Source organism: Rhodohalobacter mucosus (genome assembly GCF_003150675.1).
Taxonomy (GTDB): domain Bacteria; phylum Bacteroidota; class Rhodothermia; order Balneolales; family Balneolaceae; genus Rhodohalobacter; species Rhodohalobacter mucosus.
On the sequence record NZ_QGGB01000008.1, the window covers coordinates 21,072 to 36,706 of the forward strand.

Consider the following 15,635-nt stretch of genomic DNA (forward strand, 5'->3'; position numbering starts at 1 on the left):
CGTTTTAAAGCGAAAATTCATGATCAGATTACTAAACTAATAGTCAGCCCATGAAAATCACAAATGAACTTGAAGCGGAAATCAATACCATGATGGATGACTACTGGGGTTCCTATTTCAGAGGCGATCTGGAACATTGGCAAAGTTACCTGGTGGATGATTACCGAAATATTGGCGGGACGGAAGAAGAGATTTGGAACTCAAAACAGGAGATAGTTGAATACACCCACCGCGTTATTGATCAAATGGCGGGGTTGACCGAACTCCGAAATGTGCAAAGGCAGATCATCCCTTATGATGGGTATCTAATGGTACATGAGTTCATGGATATATTTATCAGGATTGAAGAGAAATGGACGTTTTACGGAAAGTTCAGGTTGTCATCTTTAATTCAGAAGATCGCAGATACATGGAAGGTACTGCATCAACATGGTTCCTATCCGGATTCTCACACCGAACAGGGTGAGGCATTTGCTTTCGATACACTTAGAAAGGAAAATACCCAACTTCGCGAAGCGGTTAAACGCCGAACTGTTGAGTTAGAGAATAAAAATCATGAGTTGAAGATTGAAGTAGCCCTGGAACGGGTACGCTCGGCGTCTATGGCGATGCAGGGAAGCGAGGAACTGGCTACCGTTGCCCGCACTGTTTTTGAACAGTTAAGAGCCCTTGGAATCGATGTATACCGGTCATGGATAGATATTTTTCATATGGAGGAGGGATATGTACTAACCTGGTCAACCGATTTTGAAGGAAACTTTCAGTCAATCCCCGCAACTTTCCCCCTGGAATTCGATGAGACAATGTCCGACTTCTATAGGGATTTTAAATCCTCTTCCAAATTCATTGAACTCGAAGCTCATGGCGATGAGGTTAAGCAGTGGTTTGACTATCTGTATTCCGTGAGTTCAGATCCCATCTTCAAAATTCCTGACATACCAAATGATTTGTACCAGGTCTGGGCAAAACATCAATACGGGACGGTCGCAACAACAAAGCTAAGCCCCATAACGGAGAACGAAAAAGTCATTCTGAACAGATTTGCCAAGGTTTTTGAGCAAGCCTACACCCGCTTTCTTGACCTTCAAAAAGCCGAAGCCCAGGCACGTGAAGCGCAAATTGAAGCAGCCCTGGAACGGGTACGATCCAGAACCATGGCCATGCAAAAGGGTGAAGAGCTGCAGGAAGTAGCCGTTTTGTTGTATAAAGAACTCATAGCACTGGGTGTAACCAATTTTGTGACGTGTGGCTACGTCGAGGTCAATGAAGAAATTCAGAGGCAGCACACATGGGTCACCGCTCCCGGCGGAGATACCATGGGTTTATTTCATCTTCCATTAACGGGTGATGCCACATTTGATGAACGATATGCGGCGTGGAAAAATCAGGAGACAGTCTTTCATCAATCGATTGCCGGGCAGGTGCGAAATGATCACCTGGAGTATGCCATCACGACCTTCAATTCCAAAGAGGCCGAAGAGATGGTACGCAGCCAGTTTCCGGACCCGACCGTATTCTATTGTTTTAACTTTCCCCATGGATATCTGCACACTGTAGGCGGTTCTTTGTTAGACAAAGATGAAGAAGAGTTACTGGCCAGATTTACCAAGGTTTTTGCGCAGACATACACGCGCTTTCTGGACCTCCAAAAAGCCGAAGAACAGGCACGCGAAGCCAACATAGAGATGTCTCTTGAGAAGATACGTTCGCGCACCATGGGGATGCAGAAAAGTGAGGAACTGCCCGAAGCAGCCAATCTGATGTTTCTTGAAATACAGAACTTAGGTATCAACGCATGGAGCTGTGGATACTGTATTCTTGAAGAAGACCGAAGGTCAAGTATGTGCATCACAAGCAGTGAAGGAACCATTCAGAAACCTTTCTTACTCCCTCATATCGGTGAGGAGTCTTTTGAAGAGTGGGATGACTTTGTTCATAGTGAAGAAATCTTTTTTATTCAGGAACTGAAAGGTGATGCTATTCAAAGTCACTATGACTTCATGTTATCTCTTCCCCAATTGAAACCAATTTATCAGGAATTGAAGGGTGCCGGTCTGTCATTACCTACCTATCAGATCAACCATCTTTGCAAATTCAGTCACGGATTCCTGCTCTTCATCACTCATGAACCGGTGCCTGAGGCTCATGATATCTTTAAGCGGTTTACGGCTGTATTCAATCAGACTTATACCCGTTTTCTCGATCTGGAGAAGTCGGAGCAGCGAGCGCGGGAAGCAGAAGTAGAGTTAGCCCTTGAACGGATACGATCTCAGGTAACCGCCATGCAGAAATCATCCGACCTTTTCGATATCGTGGTGAATATGAGGAAGGAGTTTATATCGCTGGGTCATAAGGCAGATTACTTCTGGCACATGAACTGGATGCCGGATTCTTATGAGATGTCCATGACCTCTGAGGATGGGAATCGTATCGGAATGGTGATTCGTATACCCAAATTCGTTCACGATTCTATACCCGGCCTTGCAGATTGGGAAAAAGGCACTGATCCTGTTTACGTGATGCCACTGAATGCGGATGATGCCTGGAGCTATATTGAAAACATGAATACCCATGGCCGGTACGAGCAGGCAGACCCGAATGCACCTGAAGAAAAGGATATCCAGGAGATCGGCGGACTTACCTTTATCCTGGCACGTACGTCACATGGAGAGATCGGATACAGCCTTCCCGGAGAAGTGCCGGACCCTCCAGAGGACGCACTGGACACGCTGAAACGCTTTGCCGGTGTATTTGATCTGGCCTATCAGCGATTTGAGGATCTTCAGGAAGCCGAACAGCAGGCCCGGCTCGTTCTGGAAGAACGGGATCGCCTTGAGGCTGCCCTGAATGAGCTGCATGCCACCCAGGATCAGCTCGTCCAGCAGGAAAAACTCGCCTCCCTGGGTCAGCTTACGGCCGGCATCGCCCACGAAATCAAGAACCCGCTCAATTTTGTGAATAATTTTTCGGATGTGAGCATTGAATTGGTTGAGGAGGCGAGAGATGAAGTGAAAAGGCAAAAGCATGCCCTGAGCAATGTCGAAGGGGCTAAAGTGAAAAAGGAGGCGAAAAAAACTCCCCTCTCGAGAGGGGACGGCGACCCGTCGTTAGACGGAAGCGCCAGGGGTGTGTTGGAAAAAGCAAGTGCCGGTGGTCAAACTCAAGATCCTGAAATTGAATCAAGTTCGACGAACACACCCCTCAATCCCCTCTCGAGAGGGGAAGCTGGATCGATCCCTCAAATGGATCTCATCCTCGAAATCCTCGACGACATCGAAGCCAACCTGCGCAAAATCCACGAACATGGCTCCCGCGCCGACTCCATCGTCAAATCGATGCTGCAACACTCCCGCGGCGGGGACGGTAAACCGGAACCGACCGATCTGAATGCCCTCGTTAAAGAGTACGTCAACCTGGCTTTCCACGGCATGCGCGCCGGAGCCGAACCGATCGATGTTGAAATCGAGATGGATCTGGATGACAGCATCGGGGAGGTCCCATTGGTGGCCGAAGACTTTAGCAGGGTGATTTTGAATCTTTGTAATAATGGGTTTGATGCCTTGCGAGAGGGCCAAAAAAATCCCCTCTTGAGAGGGGAAGGCGACGGCGGAGCCGGAGCTAGGGGTGTGTCTGATGAGGCTGTGGATCGCGACCTACCTCAATATTCTGAGACAAATCCAGGATCGTCCAACACACCCCTCAATCCCCTCTCAAGAGGGGACGGAAACGCCAACCCAAAACTCACCATCCGAACCCGAAAATCCGATAACTCCGTCTCCATCGCCATCGAAGACAATGGTCCCGGCATCCCTGAGGAGATTAAAGACAAGATCCTCCAACCCTTCTTTACCACTAAGAAAGGGACTGCAGGTACCGGGCTGGGCCTGTCCATTACCAACGATATTATCAAAGCCCATGGCGGCAGATTAGAGATCGAAAGTGTTCCCCGGGAAAAAACTATCTTCATAATCCATTTAGAGAAACGGGGACAAGATGGATAAGAAGAAGAAAAAAAACCTGGAAGAGTCGTTCGAACGCATCATCAATGTGGGATTGTGTGTCGTTCCCTATGAAGACTTATCCGAGATTGTTGTCCCTGAAGTGATGTTATTTGGCACCACCATCGATGAAAAGATTTACTCATGGGACGATCTGGACGCAATGGTCAAGTCGCAATACGTTCAGATGGGCGACATGGAGCCATCAATCGATCGAAAAAGGCTGCATACACGTATTTCAGAAGATGAAAAACATGCCTCTATCATCGAAGAGGTAACCCTTACCATGGCCTCTCCCGACGAAGTCAACTCCATACTGATACGCTGCAGCTGCATTATGGAATATATGGACAACCGATGGAAAATGACTCATTGGCATGCTTCATCACCGGTTGAAACCGAAAACGATCACTGGCATCAGGAAGAGTGGAAACGGGAAAAAGAAAAGCTGCAGGCACTTGTTGATCAGCAAACCGCCGATCTTCAGGGCAAGAACCGGGAACTGGAAATTGAAGCCTCCATCGAACGGGTGCGTGCAGTGGCAATGAGCATGGATAAACCGGAAGATATGCTGAAGGTTTGCCGGGTTATTTCAGACCAGCTCCAGCAATTTGGTGTGGAGCACATCCGAAACGTTCAAACAGTGATTATAAACGAGGAAAATGGCACCTATCACAACTACCAGTATTTCACACCTTACGATCAGGAGATCGTAGAAATATCGAAATGCGACGAAACCCCGGTGGTCCTTGAAATGATTAACCGGATGCTGGAATCCCCTGATGCCTTTTTTACAACGACTTTAAAAGGTGATGATCTGGAAACTTTTCGATCATACCGTAAACAGGAGAACCAGTTCCCTGATCCTCTTATGGACAAAACCGAATCCGCTGACGGCCATTTTTTCTCCATCGGTCCGGGAGGCCTGGGAATAACCCTCTACCGGACCCTGAATGATGATGGGCTGAAGATTTTCAAACGATTCCACAACGTCTTTTCACTCGCCTATCGCAGATTCCGGGACATTGAGCTGGCGGAAGCCCAGGCTCGTGAAGCGCAAATCGAGCTCTCCCTCGAGCGGATCCGGGCTCAGGTTACCGCCATGCAGGAATCTTCCGACCTGCTCGATATCGTGGTCACCATGCGCACCGAATTTGTAAATCTTGGCCATGAAGCGCACTACTTCTGGCATATGCGCTGGCTGCCGGACACCTATCAGAAAGCGATGACCTCGGGCGACGGATCCCGGATCGGAATGGTGATGACCCTCCCCCGTCACATTCATGGCGACATTGAGCCCGTTGCCGATTGGGAAAAAAGTGATGAGCCAATCTACGTACTGTCCATGGATACCGACCTGGCCGTAGATTACGTAGACAAAATGATCTCACTGGGCGATTTTGAACAGGTGGATCCCCAGGCACCAACGCTTGATGACATTCGGCAGATTGGCGGATTAACATTCGTCATGGCGCGCACCACTCATGGAGAGATCGGGTACAGCCTGCCCGGTGTGGTTCCCAATCCGCCCCGGGATGCGGTCGATACACTGGTCCGTTTTGCGGGTGTTTTTGACCTGGCCTACAAACGATTTGAGGATTTAAAAAAAGCTGAAGCTCAGGCTCGCGAAACACAGATTGAACTGGCTCTGGAACGGGTTCGCGCCCGGACCATGGCCATGCAGAAATCTGAAGAACTTGCGGATGTGGCTTCCGTCTTGTTTGAACAGCTCAGGGAACTGGGCGGAAATCTCTGGGGTACCGGTTTTGGCTTGTGTGAGGAGAAAGCTGAAGAGGATGAGTTCTGGTTTGCCAACAAAAATGGTGTGTTCCCGGCGGTTTCTATCCCAAATACCGAGGATCCTGCACATAAAAAGATGTTCGATGGATGGAAAAAAGGATTGGAGTTTCTCTCTTTAGAAGGAGATGGGAATGACCTCAAAAAACATTATAAGTACATGATGTCCCTTCCGGAGGTCGAACCGTTTTTCCAGAAAATCCTGGATGAGGGTCTCTCCTTTCCCGAGTGGCAACAGTGGAATGCGGCCTACTTTTCTCACGGTTACCTGTTAATTATCACCCTGGATCCCTACCCTGAACCGGATATTTTAAAGAGATTTGCCAGGGTATTTGATCAAACCTACACACGGTTTCTCGACCTCCAAAAAGCTGAAAAACAGGCACGGGAATCTCAGATTCAGCTTGCACTTGAAAGGGTCCGTGCCCGAACGATGGCGATGCATAATAGTTCCGAACTGGGAGAAGTTGCTTCGGTTCTATTTGAACAGATCGGCTCGCTAACCTCTGCACCCGATCGATTCAACATTGGTATTATCAATGAAGAAAAGGAATACGTTGAATTATGGATCACCGATCAAAAAGGTCATCAGATTGCGACAAAGTTTGTAGCACATCCAAAGGATTCTCCGGAGATTGAAGAACTATTTCGGGTGTGGAAAAGCGATGCGACGGTCAGCGTCATGGACATTCACGGAGAAAGACTGGAAAACTACATTCGCTATATGGGCGGTAAATTGGGCATTCCATTTCGAAAAGACAGCGTAAAGGAACATCGATACATCACCAGTATCTCTTTTTCCCACGGATTGATCGGAATCACGACGCATCAGGAACCGGACTCAGAATCCATACAGATACTTAAACGCTTTGGAAAGGTTTTCCAGCAAACCTACACCCGATTTCTCGATCTTCAGAAAGCAGAACATCAGGCACGAGAGTCCGAAATCCAGCTGGCACTGGAACGGGTTCGTTCCAAAAGCATGGCCATGCATAAAAGTGAGGAGCTGGCCGATCTCTCCATGGAGCTGGTAAAGCAGGTGCAGGCTCTGGGAATCGAAACCTGGTTTTGCGCATTCAATATTTATGATGATCATCCGGATGGATCCCTCGAATGGGGCAGCAATGGGCAGGGCACGTTTCCAAAATACCGCACACCTCGAGAAGGAATCTTTTCACGCTATTATAAAGCCGGTCAGCGAGGTGAAAAACTCTTGATCAATGAGATCACCGAAGAGGAATGCCCCGCTCACTACAATTACCTGTGCAGCCTGCCGGGTGTGGGAGATCAGCTGCTCAAGATGAAAGATGAAGGAATCTCTTTCCCAACCTATCAGATTGACCACGTAGCCTACTTTAAATACGGGTATATCATCTTCATCACCTTCGAGCCGGTTCAGGAATCACACGACACGTTCAAACGCTTTGCCCGGGTTTTTGAGCAAAGTTATACACGCTTTCTGGATCTCCAGAAAGCTGAAGATCAGGCCCGCGAAGCAAAGATTGAAGCGGTATTGGAACGGGTCCGGGCACGCTCAATGGGAATGCAAAAAAGTGACGAACTCATCGAGGTTGTCAGAGAAATCGGCAAGGGCGCCCACGATTTGGGGATACAGCTCAACTATTCTCAAATTTTTACCGACTATACTCACGACCCGAAGACGGGAATTAATATCTGGGTGGATGCTGAGGAGCAAAATTACCTCGAAAAATTCCATATTCCTTATATCGACCATGTAATCACAAACGGTTTTTATGGGCCGTTAAATGAAGGACAGACATTTTTTGCCAATCAATACTCAAAGTCAGAGAAAGACAGCTATTTCAAACTGTTGTTTGAACATTCTGATCTGAGGGAGATTCCCCTGGAAAGAAAAGAACTGATTTTTGAGGCATCCGGATGGACACGGTTTACTGTGGTATTGGACGAATCCTCCCTGAATTTTGGCCGGTATGGTCTGGATCATTTCACAGACGAAGAAAAAGAGATTTTCATTCGATTTGGAAAGGTTTTTGGACAAGCCTACACCCGATTCCTGGATCTGCAAAAAGCAGAGGAGCAAGTACGGGAGGCTGAAATTCAGCTAGCACTGGAAAGAGTGAGAGCGAAAACCATGGCCATGAAAACCCAGACAGACCTGTTTGGTGTTGTGGAGTTGTTCGGTGATCAACTGGATGCTGTAGGCGTGAGGTTTGATGATGTGACAATCATTGATGGCCCCATTACAAAAGACAGAGACTGGGACTTGTGGAGTCATATACCGGGTGAAGACGGTTTCACGCGTAAAGTGCACATTCCCTACATCGATACCCCATACTTCACGAAAACAGCTGAGGCTGTAGAGGAATACGAAAAGACCGGCAATCCCATACAGGTTAAATCCTTCACGAAGAGTGAAAAGAATGAATTCCTGGATCACTATTTCAAGCATGCTCCTGCCATACCTAACGGGATTACCGAATCAATTTATGCAAATCCCGGATCGGTCATCGTTGACGCATTTTTGAAAGAGGTAACCGTTTCTCTGGTACGATGGGATCTTGAACCCTATACGGAAGAGGAACTTGAGATATTTGAACGTTTTGCTAAAGAATTCAGGCAAACCTATATCCGCTTCCTCGACATACAAAAATCTGAAGAACAGGCTCGCGAAGCGGAAATTGAAGCGGCCCTGGAACGGGTAAGATCCCGTTCACTTGCGATGCACAAACCCGATGAACTGCAGGACGTAGTGCGGGTAGTAGCTGAAGAATTAAAGAATACAGGTGTCATTCTTGACACGGGCGGTGCTGTAATATGTACATATTTTCAGGACTCTAAAGATGTAATACACTGGACCGCTACCGATGACTCCGCTCATCCATCCGTTCCCTATTTATTACCTTACTTCGAAGATGAATTATATGATGAAGCATGGGAATCCAAAAGCCGGGGAGACGACTATTTTGCGAAAGTATTTTCCCATGATGTAAAAAACGCATTCTTCAGTCATGCCTTTGAGCATTCTGATTACCGTCAGCTGCCCGATGAGTACAAAAAGATCATTTTAGATAGTAAAAACCATGGCATTGCGTGGGCCTGGTCAGAAAACTCGGCTATAATGATTCCCTCTATTCAGGGAGATCTGCCTACGGAAGAAGAAAAGAAAACCCTGATTCGTTTTGCAAAGGTGTTTGAGCAATCGTTTATTCGCTTTCTTGACCTCCAAAAAGCGGAACAGCAGGCACGGGAGGCTGAAATTGAAGCCTCACTTGAACGTGTTCGTGCCAGGAGCTTGTCAATGCAAAGCACTGAAGATATTGAATCTGCAACCATCGTCGTATTCAACGAGCTGAGCAGATTGGGTATTGATATGCAAAGATGCGGGATCACCCTTCTGGATGATACCCTGATCGCAGAACTCTGGTCCACAACCTTATCACGCGAGAGCAACAAAGTCATCGATATCGTTACCGGCCATATTGACTTCAGAATTCATCCAATCCTTGAGAAAATTTACTGGGATTGGAAAGAAAATAAGAGCTCTTCAAGCTTTAAAATGGTAGGAGATGAAGTACAAAAATACTACGACATCATTGAAAAACAGCCGGACTACAATTTTCCAAAAGTAGACGACTATCCAGCTCAACAGGTTATTCAAACATTCAATTTTAATGAAGGAGAGATATTCGTCTTTACCGAAACGGAGTTACCGGCTGAGGATAAAAAAGTGCTGCATAGGTTTTCCAAAGTTTTTGAACAAACCTATACACGCTTCCTTGACCTCCAGAAATCAGAAGCACAGGCCCGGGAAGCAAAAATTGAAGCCGCACTCGAAAAAGTGCGGTCCCGATCCATGGGTATGCAGTCGAGTGATGAGCTGCCCGAAGTGGCCAACCTTCTGTTTTTGGAAGTGCAGGGACTGGGTATCCCCGCCTGGAGCTGCGGATACAATATCCTGAATGAGGATCAAAAAACAGCTGAAGCCTGGATGAGCAGCGAAGGTGTACTACAGGAACCTTTCACTCTTCGATTATTTGGCGAGGCTTCTTTTGATGAAATGGGTCAGTTTATCCTCGGTGATGACAGCATGCTGGTCCAGGAACTTGGCGATAAAGCACTGGAAGAGCATTATGAGCATATGAAATCCTTCCCGGATCTGGCTCCTACGTTTGAAAATATTGAATCACAGGGACTTTCACTACCCACCTATCAGATCAATCATCTGTGCAAGTTTACGCATGGTTTTCTCCTCTTCATCACCTATGAGCCGGTTCCGGAAGCTCACTCTATTTTCAAACGCTTTACGAACGTCTTCGACCAGACCTACACGCGCTTTCTGGATCTAAAAAAAGCAGAGAAACAGGCGAGAGAATCTCGTATTGAAGCGGCTCTGGAGCGAATCCGGTCCAGAGCGTTGGCCATGCAGTCTTCTGACGAATTAAAAGACGTGGCAAATGAGCTTCGCACTCAAATGGGACTGCTCGGCCAGAAAAATCTGGAGGTGTGTGCCATTCATCTGTATGACCTCCATGAGGACCACTTTGAGTCCTGGGGTGCCATGCATCCGCCTGGCAATGATGACAAAATCCTGCAGTCAATGGCTCTTTTCCCGAAAACCGGGAGCCTGATCGTTGAGGAGATGATGGATCTTTATGCCTCGGATGAGACGGATTATGTCCTGGTCAATGAAGGTGAAAAATCAAAGCAGTGGCTTGAACTGATGAAAGAGCATGCTCCGGAGATATACCGGCACCTTTTAAAAGGCTTGGCTGACATTGCCGCAGGCAAATTGAAAGCCTTTTGGGCCATGTCGGAGTTTTCCGGCGGAGCGCTGATCATGGTCACCTACTCCTATCCGGATGAGGATTCCAGAAACCTATTGCGCAGAACAGCGAGGGTGTTCGGCCTTGCCTACAAACGTTTCAAAGATCTTAAGAAAGCTGAAGAACAGGCTCGCGAAGCTCAAATTGAAAATGCGCTGGAGAAAGTACGGTCCAGATCACTAGCCATGCAGAGTCCCGATGAACTGGTTGACGTTGTTCAGCTGCTTCGGGAAGAGATGGGGAACCTGGGCGTGGAAGAACTGGAAACCAGCTCCATTTTTATTCATGACCAGGAAAGTGACAGCACTCAATGCTGGTTTACCATCAAAAACTCTGAGGATCCTGAAAAAGCCGTAACAGATCGGATTATCATCAACCTGAAAGATACCTGGGTTGGCAGCCAGATGGACCAGTTTTACCGGTCATCGGATAATCAGACCTCCGTACTCATGAAAGGCGAGCAGCGCAGGGAATGGATCCAATACTGCGAGGAAAGATCCGAGCATTTTGAGACCATCGGCTTTTACGGGGAGTCCATTCCCGATCGAACCTATCACCTCTACAAATTCTCAACAGGGTTCCTGGGCGCCGCTTCACCCGGTGAAATTTCAGACGAAAGCTGGGACTTGTTGAGACGTGCAACCGGCGTGTTTTCTTTTGCCTACACCCGTTTCAGGGATCTTCAGAAAGCTGAGGAGAGCGCACGCCGGGCCCGGCAGCAGGCATCACTGGACCGTGTGCGGGCCGATATCTCCTCCATGCGTTCGGCCGAAGACCTTAACCGAATCACACCTCTGGTCTGGAATGAGCTGAAGACCCTTGGCATACCCTTTATCCGGTGCGGCGTATTTATCATTCACGAGGATGAAAAACAGGTGGAGGTCTATCTCTCCAAACCCGACGGCACCTCTCTGGCGGTGATGCATCTCCCCTTCGACTCCAGTGAGCTTGCAAGCCAGACTGTAAGCGCCTGGCAAGAAAGAAGTGTATATACCAATCATTGGACACGGGAAGAGTTTCTCAGCTGGGGACGGTCGATGATTGAGCAGGGACAAGTCCCGGACCTGAAATCGTATCAGGGCGCAGAAGAAGCCCCGGAAACCCTGCATCTGCACTTTATCCCATTTAATCAGGGAATGCTTTATGTCGGTTCGACCCGACCGCTCAACAATGATCATATCAGCCTCTCAGAATCGCTTGCCAAAGCTTTCTCCATCGCCTATGCACGGTACGAAGATTTTGTACAGCTGGAGAAAGCGAAAACCCGAATTGAAAAAGCTCTCGTCGAACTCAAGGCTACGCAGGAACAGCTCGTACAGCAGGAAAAACTCGCCTCGCTTGGCCAGCTCACCGCCGGCATCGCGCACGAGATCAAGAACCCGCTCAATTTTGTGAATAATTTCTCGGATGTGAGTATTGAGCTGGTTGAGGAAGCGAGGGAGGAGATTTTGGCAAAGAAGACAAATTTAAGAAAGGAGACGGACCAAAATCCCCTCTTGAGAGGGGACGGCATTGCCGAAGGCGATGCCAGGGGTGTGTCTGATGGGGCTGAGGATCGTGACCTACCACAAAATCCTGAAATTGATTCAAATTCGTCGAACAAATCCCTCAATCCCCTCTCAAGAGGGGATGCTGAATCCGGCCCCCAAATGGATCTTATCCTCGAAATCCTGGACGACATCGAATCCAACCTTCGCAAAATCCATGAACATGGCACACGGGCCGACGGCATCGTCAAATCGATGCTTCAGCACAGCCGGGGCGGATCCGGAGAGTTGGAACCAACTGATCTCAACTCCCTGGTAAAAGAGTATGTAAACCTGGCGTTTCACGGTATGAGGGCCGGCAAAGAGCCGATCAATGTGGAAATCGATCTCGATCTGGATGGGAATGCAGGTGAAATCCCTCTGATTAATGAAGATTTTTCACGTGTACTTGTAAATCTCTGTAACAATGCATTTGATGCGATGAGGGAGAAGGAAAAGCTGACCGGCGACGGAAGACCGGTGACGGAAAAGTCCCTCCGTCAGCCGACGGAGGTGGGGGATGACACTGGGCCTGGCTACAACCCCAAACTCACTATTCGCACACGAAGATCAGCCAACTCCGTCTCCATCGAAATCGAAGACAACGGTCCCGGTATTCCCGACGAGATCAAGGACAAAATCCTGCAGCCGTTTTTTACCACGAAGAAAGGCACTCAGGGTACCGGGCTGGGGCTCTCAATCACCAATGATATTATAAAAGCACATGGAGGATTATTTGACTTGCGTTCCTCAGCGAACAGAGGTACAATATTCACAATCAAACTACCTGCATGAAATCAATATCCATCCATGGCACCTCTCCAGATGAAATCCGTTCCGCATTGAAACAATGCCTGTCTAATGGATTTTCACCCACGCTGGCATTTGTTTTTATGTCCATTAAACAAGACAGAAAAAAAGTCAGGCAGCTGCTTGGTCAGCACAACATTGACATTTTTGGGGTTACGTCATGCGGTGAATTTATAAATAATCATCAAAGTGAAGGCGAAATTGTGATCATGCTCCTGGATCTGGACCGGGACACCTATTCAGTTCTTTTTGAGGATATTGGCAACAGAACGATTGAGAGTGCAGCCAACATGTTGGCCGAAAAATCCCTGCAGACATTTTCCAATCCATGCCTGATTCTTTGCAGTACAGGCGTAACCGATAATGGGGAATTTTTTGACGGAATGACACTGGTTCACAGCCTGGAACAGGCGCTTGGTCCGGAACGAATCTTCTTTGGCGGGATGGCCGGAGATGATATGAGCTTGACGGGTACGCGGGTGTTCTCAAATGAGAGTGAAACAGACTACGGTATCATTGCCGCCGTACTGAATGCGGACCGCGTGTCGTTGACCGGAATGGCTATAACCGGCTGGCAGCCTATGGGTATTTCCAGGAAAGTGACAAAGAGTGAGGGGAAATTACTATATACCATAGATGATAAGCCCGCTGTTGAGATGTATCTCAAATACCTGGGTAAAGCCGATATGGCGAATAACCGTGAATTTGAGTTGTTGGATGAACTTTCATTCAGCTATCCCTTTATTGTTGAGCGTGACGAAAGCGGTGAAACGCTGATTAAATCACCCATAAGTATTGATCACGATGAACGTGCACTGGTCATGGATATAGAGATGCAGGAAGGAGACGTATTTTGCTTTTCCATGCCTCCGGATCTGGATATCTCCCAAAGGATTATAGATGAAGCTGAACAAATAAAAAGTGAAATGAATGCAGATCGTGCAGATTCCTTGCTTATATTTTCCTGTGCCGGAAGACCCCCCGTTCTCGGTCCGCTTGTAACAATAGAGAATGAAGGCCTGACAAATGTATGGAATAGTCCTATGGCGGGTTTCTTTACCTATGGAGAATTTGGAAGAGTCAAAAATGGGCGCCAGCACTTTCACTCCACTGCATGCTGCTGGGTGGCATTGAATGAGAAGACGTAAAAAAATTAAATCTTACCCTGAACATAATTTAACAGAAACCTATGAAAGTGTTCATTGAACTGTGGAAAGCCAAAGATGCCTGGAAAAATCTGTCAATGGCCGAGCGACAGGATTATGTCGCACAAATAGGTCCTGTGATGGAGGATCTGATCAGCAGAGGGGCTGTCATAGAAGCCTGGGGAATGAACGAAGACGAAACAGATTACAAATCAGAATACGATTTCTATGCGATAACCAAACTGCCCAATGATGAAATGTTGAAAGAATTTCAATCGATTGTAGAGTCTGCAGGATGGTACGACTATTTTGAACAGGTGAATCTGTCCGGATCAATAATGTCGCCCAACGAGGTCATTGCTAAAATGCTGGAACTGTAATTTCTTTTAATTAAATGAAAGCAAAAACAATCACAGGAAATTCACCAGCGGAAATAGAGGCTGCTCTTGAAGAAAGCACAAAAGATGGGTTCAAGCCGACGCTTGTGATCATCACCCTGACAAACACGGATTACGCTGAAACCATACAGTCTTTATTCGACCTAAAGGGAATTGCCATTTTCGGGATTACTACATCCCAGAAGTTCACCTCGCATGGAATGCAATCAGAAGATCTCGTAGCCATGTTACTGGATTTAAAACCGGATTATTTCCGTATAGTTTTAAACGATTACCGAGAATCACCTCCTTATGAAACAGGTTTTCAGACGGGAATAACCGGAAAAAACGTGTTTAATAATCCGGGCTTTATCATATCCCCTATTGATTTTAAAATGTCAGGAGATGAACTGATCAGAGGATTAACAGATGCGGCAGGAAAGGATGCAACAATTATGGGCGGGGTTGCCGGAAATCCCGAAGATTTCTCAGGTGTTCTATTCACAAACGGCTCATCCAGCAAAGGTGGATTGCTGGCATTAATTATAGACCAGGATCAAATAACATTTAGCGGATTAGCTGTATCTGGGTGGAAACCGGTTGGAACAGCCAAAAAAGTTACCAAGAGCGAAGGCTCCTGGATTTTTACCATCGATGACGAACCGGCAATGAATGTCATCCGGAGATTTTTGGGTGATGAAATGATCAATTCCGAAAAGCTAGGTACCGGATTGTTGCCATCAGATCTGGGCTATCCCTTACAGTTTCAAAGAGCATCGGGGAGTGCCATCATGAAACCTGTGCTCTTCTGGAGAACTGCCGATCAATCCATCATGGTTGGTGGCGAAGTTAAGGAAGGAGAGCTTTTTCGATTCTCTCTGCCGCCGGATTTTGATTCAATTGATACTGTAGTCGAAAGCACCCGAATCATCAAGGAGGAAAGTATGCCTGATGTAGATGCGGTGCTCATCTTTTCATGCGTAGGCAGGCTGGGTTCATTCGGGCCAATGATTACGACTGAAATTGAAGGAATTGCTTCTACTTGGAACAAACCCATGCTTGGTTTTTTCTCATTGGGTGAATTCGGAAAGCTGGATGAGGGGCCGTGTGAATTTCACGGTACAACTGTAAGTTGGGTCACATTAACCGAAAAACAACAATCCTAACAAAAAAAGAT

5 protein-coding genes are annotated in these 15,635 nt (G+C 47.3%); all 5 read left to right on the forward strand.

Annotated features, from left to right (window positions below; translation table 11 throughout):
• The first annotated feature begins 50 nt into the window (after positions 1 to 50).
• Genes DDZ15_RS17030 through DDZ15_RS11315 form a run of 5 tightly spaced genes read left to right on the forward strand, consistent with a single transcriptional unit; the run spans position 51 to position 15,624 of the window.
• Positions 51 to 4,001, forward strand: a complete 3,951-nt coding sequence (locus DDZ15_RS17030) for an ATP-binding protein (RefSeq protein ID WP_109647216.1) — start codon at positions 51 to 53, stop codon at positions 3,999 to 4,001.
• The gene (locus DDZ15_RS11300) at positions 3,994 to 12,921 is read left to right on the forward strand and encodes an ATP-binding protein (RefSeq protein WP_109647217.1); all 8,928 of its coding nucleotides are present in this window, start codon (positions 3,994 to 3,996) and stop codon (positions 12,919 to 12,921) included. The genes DDZ15_RS17030 and DDZ15_RS11300 overlap by 8 nt, the downstream gene beginning before the upstream one ends.
• The gene (locus DDZ15_RS11305) at positions 12,918 to 14,084 is read left to right on the forward strand and encodes an FIST signal transduction protein (RefSeq protein ID WP_109647218.1); all 1,167 of its coding nucleotides are present in this window, start codon (positions 12,918 to 12,920) and stop codon (positions 14,082 to 14,084) included. Before DDZ15_RS11300 ends, DDZ15_RS11305 begins: the two co-directional genes overlap by 4 nt.
• 41 nt (positions 14,085 to 14,125) lie before the next feature.
• Positions 14,126 to 14,461, forward strand: coding sequence for a DUF6616 family protein (locus DDZ15_RS11310; RefSeq protein WP_109647219.1), 336 nt, complete (start codon positions 14,126 to 14,128; stop codon positions 14,459 to 14,461).
• Positions 14,462 to 14,475: 14 nt separating this feature from the next.
• Positions 14,476 to 15,624 carry an FIST signal transduction protein gene (locus tag DDZ15_RS11315; RefSeq protein WP_109647220.1) on the forward strand — a complete coding sequence of 383 codons (1,149 nt, stop codon included), beginning with the start codon at positions 14,476 to 14,478 and terminating at the stop codon, positions 15,622 to 15,624.
• Positions 15,625 to 15,635 lie beyond the last annotated feature (11 nt).

Coding starts and splice junctions, on each gene's coding strand:
- DDZ15_RS17030 (WP_109647216.1), top strand. CDS start 51: ATGAAAATCACAAATGAACTTGAAGCGGAAATCAATACCATGATGGAT.
- DDZ15_RS11300 (WP_109647217.1), top strand. CDS start 3,994: ATGGATAAGAAGAAGAAAAAAAACCTGGAAGAGTCGTTCGAACGCATC.
- DDZ15_RS11305 (WP_109647218.1), top strand. CDS start 12,918: ATGAAATCAATATCCATCCATGGCACCTCTCCAGATGAAATCCGTTCC.
- DDZ15_RS11310 (WP_109647219.1), top strand. CDS start 14,126: ATGAAAGTGTTCATTGAACTGTGGAAAGCCAAAGATGCCTGGAAAAAT.
- DDZ15_RS11315 (WP_109647220.1), top strand. CDS start 14,476: ATGAAAGCAAAAACAATCACAGGAAATTCACCAGCGGAAATAGAGGCT.